This is a genomic window from Brevibacillus laterosporus DSM 25 (assembly GCF_002706795.1).
GTDB lineage: Bacteria > Bacillota > Bacilli > Brevibacillales > Brevibacillaceae > Brevibacillus_B > Brevibacillus_B laterosporus.
The window spans coordinates 252,130-268,819 of record NZ_CP017705.1 but is presented as its reverse complement, the minus strand read 5'-3'; the positions used below and the strand labels follow the sequence as shown (position 1 = coordinate 268,819).

16 protein-coding genes and 3 pseudogenes are annotated in these 16,690 nt (G+C 40.9%); 14 read left to right on the top strand and 5 right to left on the bottom strand.

Going from position 1 to position 16,690, the window contains the following annotated elements:
- Positions 1 to 237: 237 nt before the first annotated feature.
- On the bottom strand, positions 238 to 924 hold the full coding sequence (locus BrL25_RS01245; RefSeq protein WP_018673932.1) for a hypothetical protein: 687 nt from the start codon (positions 922 to 924) through the stop codon (positions 238 to 240).
- Positions 925 to 1,222: 298 nt separating this feature from the next.
- On the opposite strand from BrL25_RS01245, the gene BrL25_RS01240 reads away from it, so the two are divergent.
- Complete coding sequence (locus tag BrL25_RS01240) at positions 1,223 to 1,561, top strand: YolD-like family protein (RefSeq protein ID WP_018673933.1); 339 nt, start codon at positions 1,223 to 1,225, stop codon at positions 1,559 to 1,561.
- A 110-nt stretch (positions 1,562 to 1,671) separates the two neighbouring features.
- On the opposite strand, the gene BrL25_RS01235 is transcribed toward BrL25_RS01240, so the two are convergent.
- A complete protein-coding gene (locus BrL25_RS01235; protein ID WP_018673934.1) occupies positions 1,672 to 2,079 on the bottom strand; it encodes a helix-turn-helix domain-containing protein in 408 nt (135 codons plus the stop codon).
- 204 nt (positions 2,080 to 2,283) lie between these two features.
- Between BrL25_RS01235 and BrL25_RS01230 the strand changes: the two genes are divergently transcribed.
- The 6 genes and pseudogenes from BrL25_RS01230 to BrL25_RS01210 all read left to right on the top strand — a co-directional run bounded on the left by BrL25_RS01230 (position 2,284) and on the right by BrL25_RS01210 (position 6,097).
- Positions 2,284 to 2,538, top strand: coding sequence for a helix-turn-helix transcriptional regulator (locus BrL25_RS01230; protein ID WP_018673935.1), 255 nt, complete (start codon positions 2,284 to 2,286; stop codon positions 2,536 to 2,538).
- 68 nt (positions 2,539 to 2,606) lie between these two features.
- Positions 2,607 to 2,717, top strand: a pseudogene (locus tag BrL25_RS26465) (DUF7667 family protein); the annotation flags it as partial.
- A gap of 422 nt (positions 2,718 to 3,139) precedes the next feature.
- Positions 3,140 to 3,931 (top strand): class I SAM-dependent methyltransferase, encoded by a 792-nt coding sequence (locus BrL25_RS01225; protein WP_018673936.1) that lies wholly within the window; start codon positions 3,140 to 3,142, stop codon positions 3,929 to 3,931.
- Entirely contained in the window at positions 3,928 to 4,881 is a 954-nt protein-coding gene (gene miaA / locus BrL25_RS01220; RefSeq protein WP_018673937.1) for a tRNA (adenosine(37)-N6)-dimethylallyltransferase MiaA, read from the top strand. Before BrL25_RS01225 ends, miaA begins: the two co-directional genes overlap by 4 nt.
- 29 nt (positions 4,882 to 4,910) lie before the next feature.
- On the top strand, positions 4,911 to 5,153 hold the full coding sequence (gene hfq / locus BrL25_RS01215; RefSeq protein ID WP_018673938.1) for an RNA chaperone Hfq: 243 nt from the start codon (positions 4,911 to 4,913) through the stop codon (positions 5,151 to 5,153).
- A gap of 128 nt (positions 5,154 to 5,281) precedes the next feature.
- Positions 5,282 to 6,097, top strand: coding sequence for a DeoR/GlpR family DNA-binding transcription regulator (locus tag BrL25_RS01210; protein WP_018673939.1), 816 nt, complete (start codon positions 5,282 to 5,284; stop codon positions 6,095 to 6,097).
- A 4-nt stretch (positions 6,098 to 6,101) separates the two neighbouring features.
- On the opposite strand, the gene BrL25_RS01205 is transcribed toward BrL25_RS01210, so the two are convergent.
- On the bottom strand, positions 6,102 to 7,034 hold the full coding sequence (locus BrL25_RS01205) for a GNAT family N-acetyltransferase (protein ID WP_018673940.1): 933 nt from the start codon (positions 7,032 to 7,034) through the stop codon (positions 6,102 to 6,104).
- A 534-nt stretch (positions 7,035 to 7,568) separates the two neighbouring features.
- Here BrL25_RS01205 and BrL25_RS01195 point away from each other — a divergent pair.
- Both BrL25_RS01195 and BrL25_RS01190 read left to right on the top strand, forming a co-directional pair.
- Positions 7,569 to 7,882 (top strand): annotated as a pseudogene (locus tag BrL25_RS01195) (DinB family protein).
- A 75-nt stretch (positions 7,883 to 7,957) separates the two neighbouring features.
- Positions 7,958 to 8,238, top strand: a pseudogene (locus BrL25_RS01190) (IS200/IS605 family accessory protein TnpB-related protein); the annotation flags it as partial.
- A gap of 77 nt (positions 8,239 to 8,315) precedes the next feature.
- Here the strand turns inward: BrL25_RS01190 and BrL25_RS01185 are convergent.
- Together BrL25_RS01185 and BrL25_RS01180 are read right to left on the bottom strand one after the other, a co-directional pair.
- The gene (locus tag BrL25_RS01185) at positions 8,316 to 8,546 is read right to left on the bottom strand and encodes a hypothetical protein (protein ID WP_018673942.1); all 231 of its coding nucleotides are present in this window, start codon (positions 8,544 to 8,546) and stop codon (positions 8,316 to 8,318) included.
- Between the two features lie 247 nt (positions 8,547 to 8,793).
- Complete coding sequence (locus BrL25_RS01180) at positions 8,794 to 11,610, bottom strand: NTTRR-F1 domain (RefSeq protein ID WP_099327218.1); 2,817 nt, start codon at positions 11,608 to 11,610, stop codon at positions 8,794 to 8,796.
- Positions 11,611 to 12,027: 417 nt separating this feature from the next.
- On the opposite strand from BrL25_RS01180, the gene BrL25_RS01175 reads away from it, so the two are divergent.
- From BrL25_RS01175 to BrL25_RS01160, 5 genes are all read left to right on the top strand, one after another.
- Entirely contained in the window at positions 12,028 to 12,849 is an 822-nt protein-coding gene (locus tag BrL25_RS01175) for an AraC family transcriptional regulator (protein WP_018673945.1), read from the top strand.
- Between the two features lie 353 nt (positions 12,850 to 13,202).
- Entirely contained in the window at positions 13,203 to 13,757 is a 555-nt protein-coding gene (locus tag BrL25_RS01170) for a sigma-70 family RNA polymerase sigma factor (RefSeq protein ID WP_026315348.1), read from the top strand.
- Complete coding sequence (locus tag BrL25_RS25440) at positions 13,748 to 14,125, top strand: hypothetical protein (RefSeq protein WP_018673947.1); 378 nt, start codon at positions 13,748 to 13,750, stop codon at positions 14,123 to 14,125. Before BrL25_RS01170 ends, BrL25_RS25440 begins: the two co-directional genes overlap by 10 nt.
- Positions 14,106 to 15,422, top strand: a complete 1,317-nt coding sequence (locus BrL25_RS01165) for a YcdB/YcdC domain-containing protein (protein ID WP_236848088.1) — start codon at positions 14,106 to 14,108, stop codon at positions 15,420 to 15,422. Before BrL25_RS25440 ends, BrL25_RS01165 begins: the two co-directional genes overlap by 20 nt.
- A 139-nt stretch (positions 15,423 to 15,561) precedes the next feature.
- Positions 15,562 to 16,536 carry an AAA family ATPase gene (locus tag BrL25_RS01160; protein ID WP_018673949.1) on the top strand — a complete coding sequence of 325 codons (975 nt, stop codon included), beginning with the start codon at positions 15,562 to 15,564 and terminating at the stop codon, positions 16,534 to 16,536.
- Positions 16,537 to 16,690: the final 154 nt, after the last annotated feature.

Below are 16,690 nucleotides of genomic sequence, written 5' to 3'. Positions count from 1 at the left end.
CGAACAAATTGTTTGCATGCTCCATTGTTATTTGTTGCCAAACTAAAATTGAAATAAGAAGCAAAGAGAAAACAATATAGGCTATGTTTTTTGAAAACACAGACTTTAACAGGAATAAAGTTACAACAGCACCTATTAATATAATAAACAGCATTATACTAAATACACCGAATACGATAAGTCAACACCCCTCTGTAATACCTTGATGGAATAGTGTATGTTGATCTAATCAATATTTTACCATGTACCTTTAGGGTTTGTCGAAATTGTAAAATAACCGACATAATGAATGTTTATTGTAACCCCATAACCTTCATTTTTATAGTTAATATCATTTGCAATGGCTACCATTCCAGTTGACAAGGCATATGAAATAGCTTGTACAAGTTTTGTTGGCGGAGAAGGAATCAACCCAGAAATTGCAGTAACACCTGCAGTAACTGTCCCTGCTTGTGCCCAAGCGTTAGCTACGTCTCTAGTATCCCTATCTGTCATAGTAAATGCATATCCCCACCAGTAGTAGTTTCCGAAAGATCCAAGTGACGCAACTTTCGAATCCTTTTCAGTAGGGGCAGATAAATCTTTTTTATCTACTGAGAGCTCGCCATCTTTTACTTTAATGTCGCCAGACTCTATTGCACTATTAACAGATGCGGCACCATTCACGTATACCTCGTAAACTTCTTTCCCCACTATCTCTTTAGCAGCAGGATCAACGTGTACCAAGCCATCCTTGCCTACTTTAACATAATCCGACATTACAGTAATATTTCCAATAACTTGTTCCTGTAATTTAGATTCAATAGAGGATTGAGCTTGTGACGATGAACTAGATACCTCAACGGGGGAAGCAGCTAGTCCAGTAGTGGCGGTTCCCATAATAGTAGCTAAAGACAATGCAGTTGCGAGAAACGTTTTTTTCATAACATCATATCTCCTTTAGTTTTAATGTTAAAACTCAAAACTTTTAAAATATTTGTATTTGAAGTTAAATGTTACCATATAACCCACGAAATACAAACGCTTTTTTCAAAAAATGACATAAAATTACTGTATTTTTGATTTTGATAGGAGACAGGATACAGGATACAGGATACAGGATACAGGATACAGCAAATACCGCACCTAGCCTGAAGATAAACATGTAATTTTACCCATTACATAATCTCCTCATCATCAAATAAAATAAGAACACATATTCGTATTTTAAGCAGATGTTTTGATGGCTAGCAAAATTCTTGATCCACTTGTAACAAAATTTATTTTGCCAGAACATGCAGAAATGTTACGTCAGTATCATGAGGATAAGAAACTAATTGAGAAACCGATCATTGAAGAGGATGAGCTGGCCGAGTTTTGCTACAAGATATCTGACTCACGTCAGTATGACTATGCCTTAACCATTAGCTGGTGGAAAGAAACAAAAGAGGGTAGAGGCGTGATAGAATCTGCTTGGGGATGGGTAGATAGGTTTGATTCCCAATTTAAACAGATCAAGCTAAAAAACGACGAGTATTTCTGGTGGATTCCTGTAGAAGATGTGGTCAATATAGAAGCCTAAGCAGTGCCTCTTACAACTACATAGAATGTATAGCCTGTGGGAACAGGGATACAGCAAACACCCCATCAATAAGATTTATGATGGGGTGTTTATGTTATTGTCGAGTAGCCTTAACTAAGTTTCTGGCTATCCCACCAACTAAAAATGGATTTTATTATTTTTTTAAAGTCATCATAAAAAACCATTGTCAGAACTCCTAATATTGTTATTAATGCTGAAATTGATCCAGCATTAATAAACAACCCTATAAACATAATAACAAATCCTACGTACAAACCAGTATCTTTGTTATCGGCGATGATTATCTTTTTTTTGAAGCTCTCGTTTCCTTTTATTAAGTCATCTAGTGTTACATTGTATAACTCGCTAAGTAAAATCAAATTATCAATGTCAGGATAGCTTTTGTCATTTTCCCATTTATAGACAGCTTGTCTAGTCACACCAATTTTTTGAGCTATATCTTCTTGTGAAAGAGACTTTAATTCACGGAACTTTTTCAATTGCTGACCTAAACTCATTTCATTCATCCTTTTTTGTATCATCATTGCATATAAAGAAATAATTAGTAAAGAAACCATTGGTAACAATGCATGTAAACTAGTGGTTTACATCAGCAAATCCCGCCAATATCGACCAAGCGGGGTCTTTTTTCGTCAAAACCTCCATTTACTCGCTAAAGGATTCGACAAGGGCAGTAGTGAAGTGAGCAATGAGGTGATTTTATGATCTGCTACCTGAAAGCAATACTGGTCATGTTGGACATGTCACAGCAGGAGTTAGCTGATACACTTGGAGTTAGCCGAAATACGATCACAAGCCTTGCGAGGAATAAGTCAGTACCTAATCTAATGTTGGCTTATGACATAGTGGATGCTTTGAACGACCGAGCTGCTGAACAAGGGTTACAAAAACTATGGACGGTTGAGCAAATTTGGGATAGAAAAAAATCACAGTTGGACATGCAAAATCAAAGTTAACTGTGCATACACTGTACCATTAAGATTAAGGAGCTGGTGCAAATGTGGATCATTCACCAACGCATGGCAGAGCTTTGGAGATTGCAAAACTCAAAAACTTATCCTTAATCGCCAGTATGACGAACGATACGGACTGGCAGCACGAACTATGCTCAAGAATAGAGAAGATAGAAGGCTGACAACATTGACAACCAAATTGACAACGCAATGAAGTAAATGACAAGCAAAAAAGCTAAAAATATTCATTGTTAACTTCAATAAAATAGCGTAGTTGCGCTTCATTCATCTTATGTGTAAAGTAATAATTAAACGAGTTATGTAGAGCTAAATTGATATTTTCAATTGGCATGTGCATATAGGAACATCTCGAACGTATGATTACGAGACGGCGGGGTGTTCTTCTTTTTATTGATGGTGAAGTGACGAGAGGAAAAGAGGCAACATCGTGAATAACCTAGATTTCAAGCCATTTCTTAGTCAAATTTCGTTGCTGTTGCCAGCTTGCTTTTGTTAGTATAATAGGATAGCAACCAAGGCAGGAGAAAATTCACACAGGAATCCAAGAGAGCGGACTTAGTATGAGTAGGAAACGAGTGATGAAATGATTGTAACAACAGGAAATGAGCCAAAATCAGCTGTTCTGGCTCATGCGCAAGAACTGGCTACTATCTTTTCCGCTCCACTAGTTTCACGTGGAGAGGATTCAATTGAAAAACTCAGAGATAAATACCAGACGAATGATATTTTAATTGTAACTGCTAAGGGAGCTAGGTTGGAACGAAGAGGTCAACAAGCTTTCTTTTTTCATCCAAATACAGCTTCATTCCGTATAAAGAGGCTGGAACGCGGCGATAATGATACTATGCTTTCTGTTTGCCAAATTTCACCAGGTGATAAGGTGTTGGATGCCACGATGGGATTGGCAGCGGATGCGATCGTATTTGCCTATGCCACAGGTGAAGCAGGGCAAGTGGTTGGAATTGAATCGGAGCCTGTGATTGCTAGACTAGTCCGAGATGGTCTTGCTCATTGGAACACGGGAACGCAAGTCTTAATCGAGGCGATGAGGCGTGTACAGGTGGAACAATCAGATCATCTTAAAAAACTACAAGCGTTGCCTGATAACTCGTTTGACGTAGTTTATTTTGATCCTATGTTCCAACAAGCTGTCTTTGAGTCACATGGTATTTCTACCTTGCGTCAATTGGCTAATGATAAGGTGCTGACTGAGGAAACGATTGCTCAAGCTCGTCGGGTAGCTAAACGACGAGTCGTTTTAAAAGAGGGGACAACAGGTACCTTGCACGAGCAATTGGGTTTTACACCTTATCGAAAACGTGATCATCAAGTGATTTATAGTTATATCGAAGTATTGGAGGGGAGTGAGAGATGAAACAAAAAGAGAACTTAGTGGTAATTGCAGGCCCTACAGCAGTAGGTAAGACTGCTTTAAGCCTCCGATTAGCACAGCAATTTAACGGAGAGATCATCTCTGGTGATTCTATGCAAGTATATCGTGGTATGGATATAGGTACAGCTAAAGCTTCCGAGGAAGAGAGAGCCACTGTTCCCCATCATCTAATTGATATCATGAATCCAGATGAGGAATACTCTGTGGCTATCTTTCAACAGCAGGCACAACAGCTAATCACCCAAATCAATCAGCGTAATCATCTACCTATTATCGTGGGTGGAACGGGACTTTACATACAGTCAGTTACTCATGCTTATCAATTCTCTGAGGCGGATCAGGATGAGGAAATGCGAGAGCGTTTGCAGAGATTTGCCGATGTGGAAGGAGTAGAAGCTCTTCACAGGCGCTTACGCGAGCATGATCCTATTACAGCAGATCGGTTGCATCCTAATGATGTCCGCCGTGTTATACGTGCTATAGAAATATACGAGTTGACTGGAAAACGTATGTCTGATTTTCAAAATCAGGCCGATTATTCCCCTTACAACCTGAAAATCATAGGCTTAACAATGGATCGGGCGAAACTATATGAAAGAGTAAATCAACGAGTCGATTTAATGATTGAGGCTGGATTGGTAGAAGAAGTTCGCGTTTTGCTTGATCAAGGCTATTCCGCCGATCTAGTAGCGATGCAGGGGTTAGGCTACAAGGAGCTCATTCCTTATCTATATGGTGAGATTACGTTAGACAAAGCGATAGCTGATATTAAACAAAGAACCAGGCATTTTGCTAAGCGCCAGTTAACTTGGTTTAGACGTATGCCTCAGTTGGAATGGTATGATATGACTGATTCCGATTCTTATGAACAAGTGGTTGAAACAATTACCAGTGCGTTGGAAGGAAAGTTCCATTCAACGCCGAATATATAACTTACAAGTCCTTTTAGGGGGTATTGTCCATGAAACAGACGATCAATATTCAAGATACGTTCTTAAACCATTTACGTAAAGAAAATATCGCAGTTACCATATATTTGGTAAACGGGTTCCAATTGAGAGGCTATATCAAGGCGTTTGACAACTTCACAATCGTTATTGATACAGAGGGCAAACAACAATTGGTTTATAAACATGCGATCTCAACATTTACTCCACAACGTCCGGTATCTTTGATGTCGGAAAGCCAATCACAACAATTGTAATAGCAGACAAGAAAATCAGGGTTTCTTCGGGAATCCTGATTTTTTTGCTGAAAAAAGCATAAACAAGAAGATTTTTGCAGGTAAATATTGACTTTTTTGCGTATAACGGAATAAAATGGAAGTATTACATGATGAAGGCAGGCGATGAGATGTTTGCTGAAGAGAGAAGAGGCAAGATTCTGGAGATCCTTCATGAAGCGCAACGGGTGTTGGTGAAGGAGCTAGCAGAACAATTTCACGTTTCTATTGATTCTATCAGGAGAGATTTATCCATTATGGAAGAGCAGGGATTATTGAAAAAAACACATGGAGGAGCTATCCCTGTATCAGCTGTGCGCAAGCCCGTTGTACCATCAGCTGTACGCATTAAAGATGGTCCTAGTCATATCACTGCCATTTCCAAAACAGCCGTATCCTACATACAAGAGCACGATACCATATTTTTGAGTGGAACAAACCTGCATTTTCATATGGTAAAATATTTACCTCAACATATGCCAATAACAGTGGTTACTAACTCGATTAAAATTGCAGAACAATTGCGTGAATCTGAAAATACTGACGTTTACTTGATCGGTGGACAAGTTAAGAAAACAGGTTTAATTTCTGATATCATCGCGAATGAAATGGTAAAACAATTTACAATTGATCTTTGTTTCATGACAGCTGGAGCCATCAGTTTACAAGGTGTTAGCACTCCAACACCAGAAGTAGCTAGTTTTAGCCGTGCTGTTTTGGAGGTTTCTCGACGTCGTTTTATTTTAGCGTCTCATGAGAATATGGGGCATGATGCCTTTTCTAAAATAGGTCCCCTCAACAGCTTTCATTTACTAATCACTGACGAGGGAACACCAAAAGAGTTGCGAGATCAAATTGAAAAGCAAGGACTAGAGGTAACGGTAGCCAAAGGAAGCTACCCGGTCGCTGTTCCTGATTATTTGTAATTTTTTACATTTTTGTTTCCTGGTCACCTAACTCTTCATGCGAAAGCTGAAACAAGCCCCCAAGTTGCGAAGTGGCCAGGATATAATAATCATTGGCAGTTACTTCTTTAAAACCACAACGGTTATATAGTTTAAGCGCATTTTTGTTCTTCGTCTCTACCTCTAGGACGATTGAAGGTGATTGTTCTTGGATTAATTTGTTTACCACTCTTGTCAAAATCTCTCTCCCATATCCTTTTCCTTGTAAGGCTGGCATGACTGCAAAGCCGTAAATAAAATCTATATCCTCACTTCGTTGATGACTAATTTTTCCTATAAATTCGTTATGATGAAAAGCCACTATAAGATGTCGATCAGGTTCTTCAACTCCTGTTGACGCATATTCTTTTGCATCCTCTTTCGATAACCCAAAGGACTCCATATCAATTTGGACGAGTAAGGGAAGGTCATCTTTCGTTGCTTCTCTAAGAAGAAGAGAGGGTACTATTGGCTCAGTGGGAGAGGCTTCTAATTCCATCCAATATTCTGAGAAGGAATAGGCACTTCCCAGTGCTTCTAAGAATGCCTTACCAGATGCAGATTTTTCTTGTGACATGAAAATAAGTTTTGGCAACTGACGACGTTCAATTTCTGGGTAAGCGAGTCGAAGCAAAGAAGAAAAGATGCCATTACGTCTATGAGCCGGATCTACCATTCCGCTGATTTCTACCTCCCGACTATTAAAAATATACAAGGCAAGATAGCCAATGATTCGGTTATCTTTTGCAAAATAAAAATCCTGAATTTGGTCAGTAGGTCTACAGTTAAGCATGTCCAGATTTAACTTAATTTCAATTTGGTCATATTTATTACAAACCTGTAAAAGCTCCTTTATTTGAGTAAGTTCTGTTGCTGTAAGTCCTGCAGCGGCATAAACGCCGTTTGGCTGTCTTAGCACATTTATTCACACCTTTCGAGTACTGCTAGCTACATATAAATGATTCTTGACGCTAACGTATTATAATTAAGTATAAAAGAATTTGAAAATTACGCACATTAAAAATTGCGTGTTATGTAGCATAAATTGCGAACGTTGATTTTACTGCTTACACAGATGGTTGTGTATTTGAGTTTTTACCCATTATTGCAAAATTTTTGACGCTGTCTGACAGACTCTTGGAGTCCTTTTTTTGTGGATGTGTTACCACACATGAATAAGTGTAACAGCCGATGTGGTACGCGTGGGATGGGAGCGGATAGTACCTAAGTCTATTATGAGAATTATAGGCTCTGAACTGAAGGAAAATCAGGACGTTCCCAAAAGCATAAGGATGGGAAATGATGGGATATGACCTTTGTTATTGCTACATTACCGCTATACTATTTTCGGCTCTTTTTGTATTTTTTCCAACCGAAGAATTACAACGGTCAATGGACAACTATCATAGCTAATTTCAGAGCCTATAACAATTGGGAAAAGTCTATTAGATAGTTGTATGAATATAACGTATGGGCAATAAACAAATTTGTAACCGACTAAAAGAGCTTCCAAAGGATGTTTATCGTCAAGAGGTTAAAAGTGTGTTTTCATCGATATCTAATGCATTGGCCCATATTTATCTTTCTGATCTTGGGTGGATAGAAGTTTACTTAATGAAAACTAGTGTATCCGAATTAATACCCCATGTTGTGAATCATGGAACATATCATCGTGGCAATATCACAGTTATGTTACGACAAATAGGTTACGCTTCTATCACGACAGATTATGGTCTTTATTTATATTTAAAAACAAAGGGACAGTAACTGAGGATTGAAAACCCAGCATTCTGTACGAGGCGGCTGTTTGTGCTGTCTGAATAACCCAAAACAGCCTTTAACTTGAAGGCTACCGTTAGAAAAAATCCTTCTGGCAAATACTTTGCCATTCTTTTGACAGGTTTGAAAATAGCCAATCCCGGGATTCTTCGTCAATACGAAAAGAGGCTTGCTACTTGGCAACAGAAACTGTCAACTCAACTGATTCGTGAAAATCAAACGATTTGCTTGGAAGGCTTACGTGTGGAAAACATGATCAAGAACCACAAGCTTGCGAAAAGAATTGCGGATGCGTCATGGTCAGCATTTAGAACCATATAGAATACAAAGCAGCTTGGTATGGAATAATACCAACTAAGCCCATAACAGTTTTTTTACCCCATTTATTTTCCTCTAAGTTATACTTTAGTCTAATATGCTTTCATTCTTCATCTGCTTGCCAAAATTCAACTTCTTCTGCAATAACTCTATACAAAGTCCAAGAGGGAGACACTAAAGTTGGATTCTGACGTATACTATGGAGTTGCTTGGTTAGAGCGTCATTGAAATCACTTTGCTTTTCTAATATTGAATTTTGTTTGTCAATTAAAGTTATTGCTCGAGCTACGGTTCCGCGATTTAAGAAGTCTTTGGCATTGATTTCTTTAGCCATCTTAATTGCTTTTCCACGTATTGTAACTTGTCTTCCAATTAATGAAGAAAGTCGTCTCCCTTAATTAAGGAAACGACTTTTTCTTATGCAAACATTGCAAACAATTTCAAGGGACGTAAATGAATATAAAGGGGAGTTGTTGACGAACTGTTGACCAAATCCGTTAACATGTTTCGGAATCAATCAAAATAGAACGTAAATACGAGGAGAAAAAGTTGATTTAATCGTAATTAATCACACTATAAGACTATAATAAAGCGCCAGTGAAAGTGATTCCTCCTATTGCGGTAACTGTACCACTACCAATAATTTGGCCAACTAATGTGTACGTAACATTACCGACCCCAGGAGTTAAATCAACATGATTTATACTCGTAGAGCCAAACGCATTTGTTCCAGTTCTCTGATCATTAATACTAAAAATAACAGTAGTTCCTCGGAGAATCTGGAATTCGATTACTGGATTACTTGCTCCATTTTGCCAACCAATTATTCCACTTAACCAAATACGGTTTGTAGCGGTACTTCCTGATACTGTGATGGTTTTTAATGTGGTTTGGGTGCTACTTATTACTATAGCTGAACTGCCACTGGTATTCGGAATGTTTTCGGAGACCTGGAAATTTAAAAAGGTTCCAGAAGAGCCCGTGGAACCAGTAGCCCCCGTAGCGCCGGTGTCACCCGTAGCGCCAGTGATTCCGGTAGCGCCGGTGTTACCCGTAGCGCCAGTGATCCCGGTAGCGCCGGTGATTCCGGTAGTGCCAGTGATCCCGGTAGCGCCAGTAATCCCGGTAGCGCCAGTGATTCCGGTAGCGCCGGTGTTACCCGTAGCGCCAGTGATCCCGGTAGCGCCGGTGATTCCGGTAGTGCCAGTGATCCCGGTAGCGCCAGTAATCCCGGTAGCGCCAGTAGCGCCGGTAGTTCCGGTAGTTCCGGTAGCGCCAGTAATCCCGGTAGCGCCAGTAATACCAGTAGCGCCGGTGTCTCCGGTAGCGCCAGTGATCCCGGTAGCGCCGGTAATACCAGTAGCGCCAGTAGCGCCAGTGATACCCGTAGCGCCAGTAATACCAGTAGCACCGGTGTCTCCGGTAGCGCCAGTAGCCCCAGTAGCGCCAGTAGCGCCAGTAATGCCGGTAGCGCCAGTATCACCCGTAGCGCCGGTAATCCCGGTAGCGCCAGTAATACCAGTAGCGCCAGTAATACCAGTAGCGCCGGTAATACCAGTAGCGCCGGTAATACCAGTAGCGCCGGTAATACCAGTAGCCCCAGTAATGCCAGTAGCCCCAGTGTCACCAGTAGCGCCAGTAATACCAGTAGCACCGGTGTCTCCAGTAGCGCCGGTGTCTCCGGTAGCGCCAGTAATGCCGGTAGCGCCAGTATCACCCGTAGCGCCGGTGTCTCCGGTAGCGCCAGTAATGCCGGTAGCGCCAGTATCACCCGTAGCGCCGGTAATCCCGGTAGCGCCGGTAATCCCGGTAGCGCCAGTAATACCAGTAGCGCCAGTAATACCAGTAGCGCCGGTAATACCAGTAGCGCCAGTAATGCCAGTAGCCCCAGTAATACCAGTAGCGCCGGTAATCCCGGTAGCGCCAGTAATACCAGTAGCGCCAGTAATACCAGTAGCGCCGGTAATCCCGGTAGCGCCGGTAATCCCGGTAGCGCCAGTAATACCAGTAGCGCCAGTAATACCAGTAGCGCCAGTAATACCAGTAGCGCCGGTAATACCAGTAGCGCCAGTAATACCAGTAGCGCCGGTAATACCAGTAGCCCCAGTAATGCCAGTAGCGCCAGTAATACCAGTAGCACCGGTGTCACCAGTAGCGCCGGTGTCTCCGGTAGCGCCAGTAATGCCGGTAGCGCCAGTATCACCAGTAGCGCCGGTAATACCAGTAGCCCCAGTAATGCCAGTAGCCCCAGTGTCACCAGTAGCGCCGGTAATACCAGTAGCGCCAGTAATACCCGTAGCGCCGGTAATACCAGTAGCCCCAGTAATGCCAGTAGCGCCAGTAATACCAGTAGCGCCAGTAATACCAGTAGCGCCAGTGATACCCGTAGCACCGGTGTCTCCAGTAGCGCCAGTGTCTCCGGTAGCGCCAGTGATACCAGTAGCCCCAGTAATGCCGGTAGCGCCAGTGTCACCAGTAGCGCCGGTAATGCCCGTAGCGCCGGTAATACCCGTAGCGCCGGTAATACCAGTAGCGCCGGTAATACCAGTAGCCCCAGTAATGCCAGTAGCGCCAGTGATTCCGGTAGCGCCAGTAATACCAGTAGCGCCAGTAATACCCGTAGCACCGGTGTCTCCGGTAGCGCCAGTGATACCCGTAGCGCCGGTAGTTCCGGTAGCGCCAGTATCACCAGTAGCGCCGATAGTTCCGGTAGCGCCAGTGATCCCGGTAGCCCCGGTGTCTCCGGTAGCGCCGGTGATCCCGGTAGCGCCAGTGTCACCAGTAGCGCCAGTATCACCAGTAGCGCCGATAGTTCCGGTAGCGCCAGTGATCCCGGTAGCCCCGGTGTCTCCGGTAGCGCCGGTGATCCCGGTAGCGCCAGTGTCACCAGTAGCGCCAGTAGCCCCGGTATTTCCTATTGTCCCTGCTCCAGTTTGTACTAATACAATGTCATCAACTACTATATCTGAAGTTGATGGAGAAGGAATCTTATGAATAATCACCATTGCATGAGTAGCCATTGCAGGTACAACGGAAGATATTTCGTAGATGGTACTCCAGTTATTATTCAGATTATCGGGAAGATGGCCTATTGGAAGTATAATACTCATCCCAATACTTATAGGGGTTGAAGCTGCATTTAAATAAATAAGTGCAATATCTACTTGTGGGCTTGGTAAATTTCCTATTTTTGCGATCGATAGAAAGAATTCAAAACTATCTCCAACTGTTACAGGTACTGCTTGAAACAAAAAACTGTTAGCTGCATTTCCAAAAAGTAGTGCACTATAAGAACCAGTGTGACTCTGCAGGTTACTAATTGCTACATTCGAAGAACTCCATGGGATCAGGCTGCCGGTTTCAAAATTACCATTTACAATTTTGTTGCCAAAAGGCAATTAAATCACCACTTCCATAAATAGGTTTATTAGAGCTAATGTATTATATGGTGACTCTTCTATTTTTGAAAGGGTAAATACCAGTGGCTAAAAATACAAAATTTGAATAGAATTGATCGTTATGGAGTACGAGAGAGAAATACTCAATCAAACAAGAATCCAGAAAAGCAGATCCATACGAGATGTGATTGAATATGTTCAGGGATGGATAGATAAATATGTTAGTACAGTGTATACAGATTAACGCTTTTCTATTTTTTTCATTATGTTAGACTATTTGTAAAAGCTTCTACTTTCCTATTATGACGTCGTTATGTTTGCATAATTAAGTAAAGATACTTTTAAGTTTCAGAAAATGGTGCACATTAAAAATTGTGTATTAGCTAGCATTTATTGTGTTGGGGGAAATATAAATAAATGGATATGCTTCTAGAATGGAAAAACAGTGGTTTTCGACTGTTTACCTTGCAACAAGGTGAAAGCGATGAATTACATGATCATGGCAATTACTTGCAAGTAAGCATGCCGCTCGACAACGAGGTAGAGATTCAATGGAATAAACGATACCAAAGAGTGGCTTCTGGGCAAAGGCTGTTGGTACAACCAGATGAACAACATCGCCATCTTGCTACTTATGGTCCTGCTACTATTATGTTAGTTAGCTTACAGTGTGATTTTTTACAAGAAGTTTGGGAAAATGAACAGCCTGCAAGAGCAAAACATTCACTTGAATACACAAGTTTATCTACGGAGATTGTCCCCCTTTTTCAGCAAACCGTCCAACGTGCTTTTCAGCGATCGTTGTTTGAGCCGATGGATGAATTGCTTCAAATGGAGCAGGAGTGGGAGGTAGCAAGACTATTCCTTACCCTTCATTCAAAAAATAATACATGCACTGAGCTTAAAGTGACCTCACTGTATGAACATCCAGGAGTCAAAAGAGCGATTGACTATATGCATGATGAATTTAAACACCCCTTAACGCTTGAAGAGATAGCAGGTATCGCTGGTAGTAGTAAATATCATTTTATTCATCAGTTTAAAAAAAATAAAAGAATGACACCTGGACAATATCTGCAACAATTACGAATAAAAGAGGCAGCTTATTTACTACGTACAACTGATTGGGAAATCACACGAATTGCTTTTGAAGCTGGGTTTGGTAGTGTCAGCTCATTTCAACGCGTATGGAAGCAACAATATGGAGTTTCAGCTAGCGATTTTAGAAAAAATGTGTAAGTCATGTATAGAAATGTTCAATGTGGCTACACTATAATCATCGAGCTCGGTGGTCACCAATTAGAAACGCGCAACAGTCTTTATAGGAGGTTGATGTGCCGTGGACGATGAAATGATTACCCAGATTGTGGTATCCGGTTCGCTTTGATGATCTAACTCTATAATGGAGGTAGATGTGTTAAAGAACAGTACCGCTAGTACCCCAAATGACTGAGCTCGATGTAAACCGCTCTCCTATGAGGGCGGTTTTTCATGTTGAATGGAAGTATTTCTATAAAAATCATTGTCACAAAAATTGTTTAGCAGAATCTAATTTTATAGAGGAAAAAGAATACATAAAGCGGGTGAACACATTGGAAAAAGCGGAAATCGCTTTAACGATGTCTAAAGAGATTATTTTCGAGTCTCTTATGCATGAATATGGCCAAAAGATTTTAAATATGGTGTATCTCATGATAAAAGACCAAAAGATTGCAGAGGACATTACACAGGAAACGTTTATGAAGGCTTACATGAATTGGGATTGTTTTAGAGGGGAATCAGAGCCTAAGACATGGTTGTATCGAATTGCGATCAATGAAACGAAGAAGTATGTCCGTTCCTGGTCGTTTCGAACGATTTTTTCAAAGCTTACCTTGCAAAGTCAACAACAAGCGCAAAATAAGGTAACGGATGATACGGAAAGTGTATTTTTTAAGCAAAATCGAGCAACTGAATTAAAAAAGCTGGTAATGTCTTTGTCCCCAGATTATCGCCAAGTCATTATTTTACGTTATTATCAAGAGCTGGAAATGAAAGAAATAGCATTTATTATGCAGATGAAAGAAGAGGCAGTACGGAAAAGACTTTCGCGTGCTCGTCAACAGATCAAGCAGATGCTGGAAAGTAGGGGAGAGTCATGGGTGTAGATTCATTCGATAAAAAAATAGTACAAGAGTTTAGAGCGGCCAATTTAGATATGCTTCCCTTCACTCCTCAAATGGAAGCTAAAATTTGGGAAGGGATTCGTCAGAAAAAGCTGAAAAACCGTCGTGTGTTTACTTCCCTATCTTTAGCATGTGGCTTTGCTTTGGTCGTGCTAGGAACACGGTCCGCATGGATCGGGGAAACATCGCAGGTTACTTTACATCCAGTAATTATAAAGCATGAAACCGAATTAAAAGGATTGTCTCCAGAAGCGAAAAAAACGGTACAGTCACTTTATAAATTTGCGCCTTATCTGCAAAATGGCCAAGTAACAAAGCTGAGCGATAATAGTGATAGATACGATAGATAATAGTGATAGATACGATATTTATATGAAAGAAAAGAAAAAAGAAAAAGGTGAGGGATGGTCAGCAGAAATTCGGATCGATCGGACGAGTGGAGAGTTGGAAAAACTCGACGTATTAGGAGAGGAGAGGATCAGGGCAACAAAATCTGTTCTTATACAAAGGGGAACTGCCATTCTCCAAGAGATGCTAGGAGAAAAGAGTAATGAGTATAAGCAAATTGGGTTAGATAGATCAATTAGTTTCCAGCGATTTGTTAATAAAATTCCTGTATCGGGAGATTACATCGGGATTGATATTAATGAAAAAGGCGAGTTAGATGGGTATTGGAGACAGGGTAGTTTAGATTCTTTTGTAGATAAAGCAGCTTTTCCGCTTCCATCAAAAGTAATTCCTTCACATGAATTAGGGGATTATTTACAAAAATATATAAAATTAAGGTATGTAGAACATTTTGATCCGAAAAACGACCGCCCGATTCTAGAATACACACCAGGTATCCTGGATATGTATAATTTCGACGCAATAACGGGTAAACCGATCTATCATACATACTACGATTATGATCCTCCGACCTTGATTCAAATGGATCCACCGAATAAGCCTGTAATTGCACGCACTCAACAAGAAGCAGAGCTACTCATTAAACGGGAGTATGAAATAAAGGGGCCATTAAAAGTCTATTCAAATAATTGGGATGATCATAAACAACGTAAGAAAGAGAACGAGGCGGTTTATCAATTTGGAGAAAGGGGTGAATATACGGTTTTCACTGAATTAAGTTCTGGGCGTGTCTTACAAATTACCAAGGATACTCCTAAAGCGAAAGGGAAAATTTCTAAAGAGAATGCTAAAGAGAAAGCGATTCGTTTTCTGGAGAAATACCTTGATTCCTGGGACAAGGAAGTACAACTCACATACAGTAATGAGGATGAATACTCATATAAATTCCGTTTCTTTAAAAGCTATCAAGGCATTCCGGTTCTACCGACGGTTGATTCATATATCAGCTATTCGGTTAAAATAGATTCAGCTACAGGAGAAGGAATCTCATTTATAAAAGATTCAATTGAAAAACCTTATGTACCTAATAAGCAAGTCAAGCTCCCGGATCGAAATGCTATTATGTCAACGAAAGTGGGAGCTAGTGAGTGGCTTCGTCATAATCCAGTAAAGCTAGTGTATGAGTTTGTAGGTGGGGGAAAGGACCCTAGGTTGGTGTACCAACTTGTGGAAAAAAGGGTAGATAAAAATGTTTTTATTGATGCGACCACAGGTAAAGCCGTTTTAGTTGACAGATAGGAAGTATTCCCGGATCACTGTAACAGGTGAGACGGGATTTTTTTATAAATCAAGCTATTTATTTTTGGATTTTCTGTACAGGATTTTAAAGCATGCTGCGTATACTGTAGAGACGATTATGGAAGGCAGGTGATGGGACATGAAACAGGCTGCGACCATGACCAAAACGGTCGTTACAGAATCGCCGGAATCACCACATCGAATTCAATTTGTGTTTCATCATCCGGTGGTACAGCCGCTAAAGGAACCAGAGCCATTGGCAGACACGGTACGCTCTACAGCTAATGATCAAATCAAATCAGTTATTAATGAGCTGGAAAAAATGATTGGATTAGATGAGGCAAAGCTTGTCATGTACGAGATTTATGCTCTCCTTAGAACGAACCGTGAACGAGCAAAGCATCAATTAAAGACAGAACAACAAGTATATCATATGGTATTTAAAGGTAGTCCAGGAACAGGAAAGACTACTGTGGCCCGGATTTTTGGAAAGGTACTCAAAGAGATGGGAATATTAAGCAAGGGGCATTTAATTGAGGTGGAGCGAGCCGATCTGGTGGGAGAGTTCATCGGACATACAGCACAGAAAACACGAGATTTAATAAAAAAAGCTTTGGGTGGTATCCTGTTTGTGGATGAGGCTTATTCGTTAGCACGCGGAGGAGAAAAGGATTTTGGCAAGGAAGCAGTGGATTGTCTAACAAAGGCGATGGAAGATCATAAAAATGAATTTATTTGCATTTTGGCAGGGTACACAGAGGAGATGGATGAGTTTCTACACATTAATCCAGGTCTACCTTCGCGCTTTCCCATCCAGATTCATTTTACTGATTATGAGGTGGAGGAGTTAATGGAGATTGCTTCTATTATGGTCGAGGAAAAACAATATGTGCTCACCTCTACGGCAAAAGAAAAAATGAAACAACATCTGATCCATCTACTATCCGATCCTTTTTTGGAGTCATTTAGCAATGCTCGTTACATACGGAATTTGCTGGAGAAAGCAATTCGAGCACAAGCTATGCGTTTATTAAAGAGCTCTAATCCAAGCAAGGAAGAATTAATGAACATACGGTCAGAAGACTTACAGGTAAGTAATCCGTTTTTGAACTGAAAATCTGATGTTTAACGACTACAACATTTGTTTTAAAATCTGGTGAATCAAGCTCCGCATCCCTCTGGATTTCATGGTAGAAGGATGAAAGGGATGACAAATGGGTAAAAAAGAAGGTATATTGATTACTAGTTAGTAAAAGAATGAATCAGGG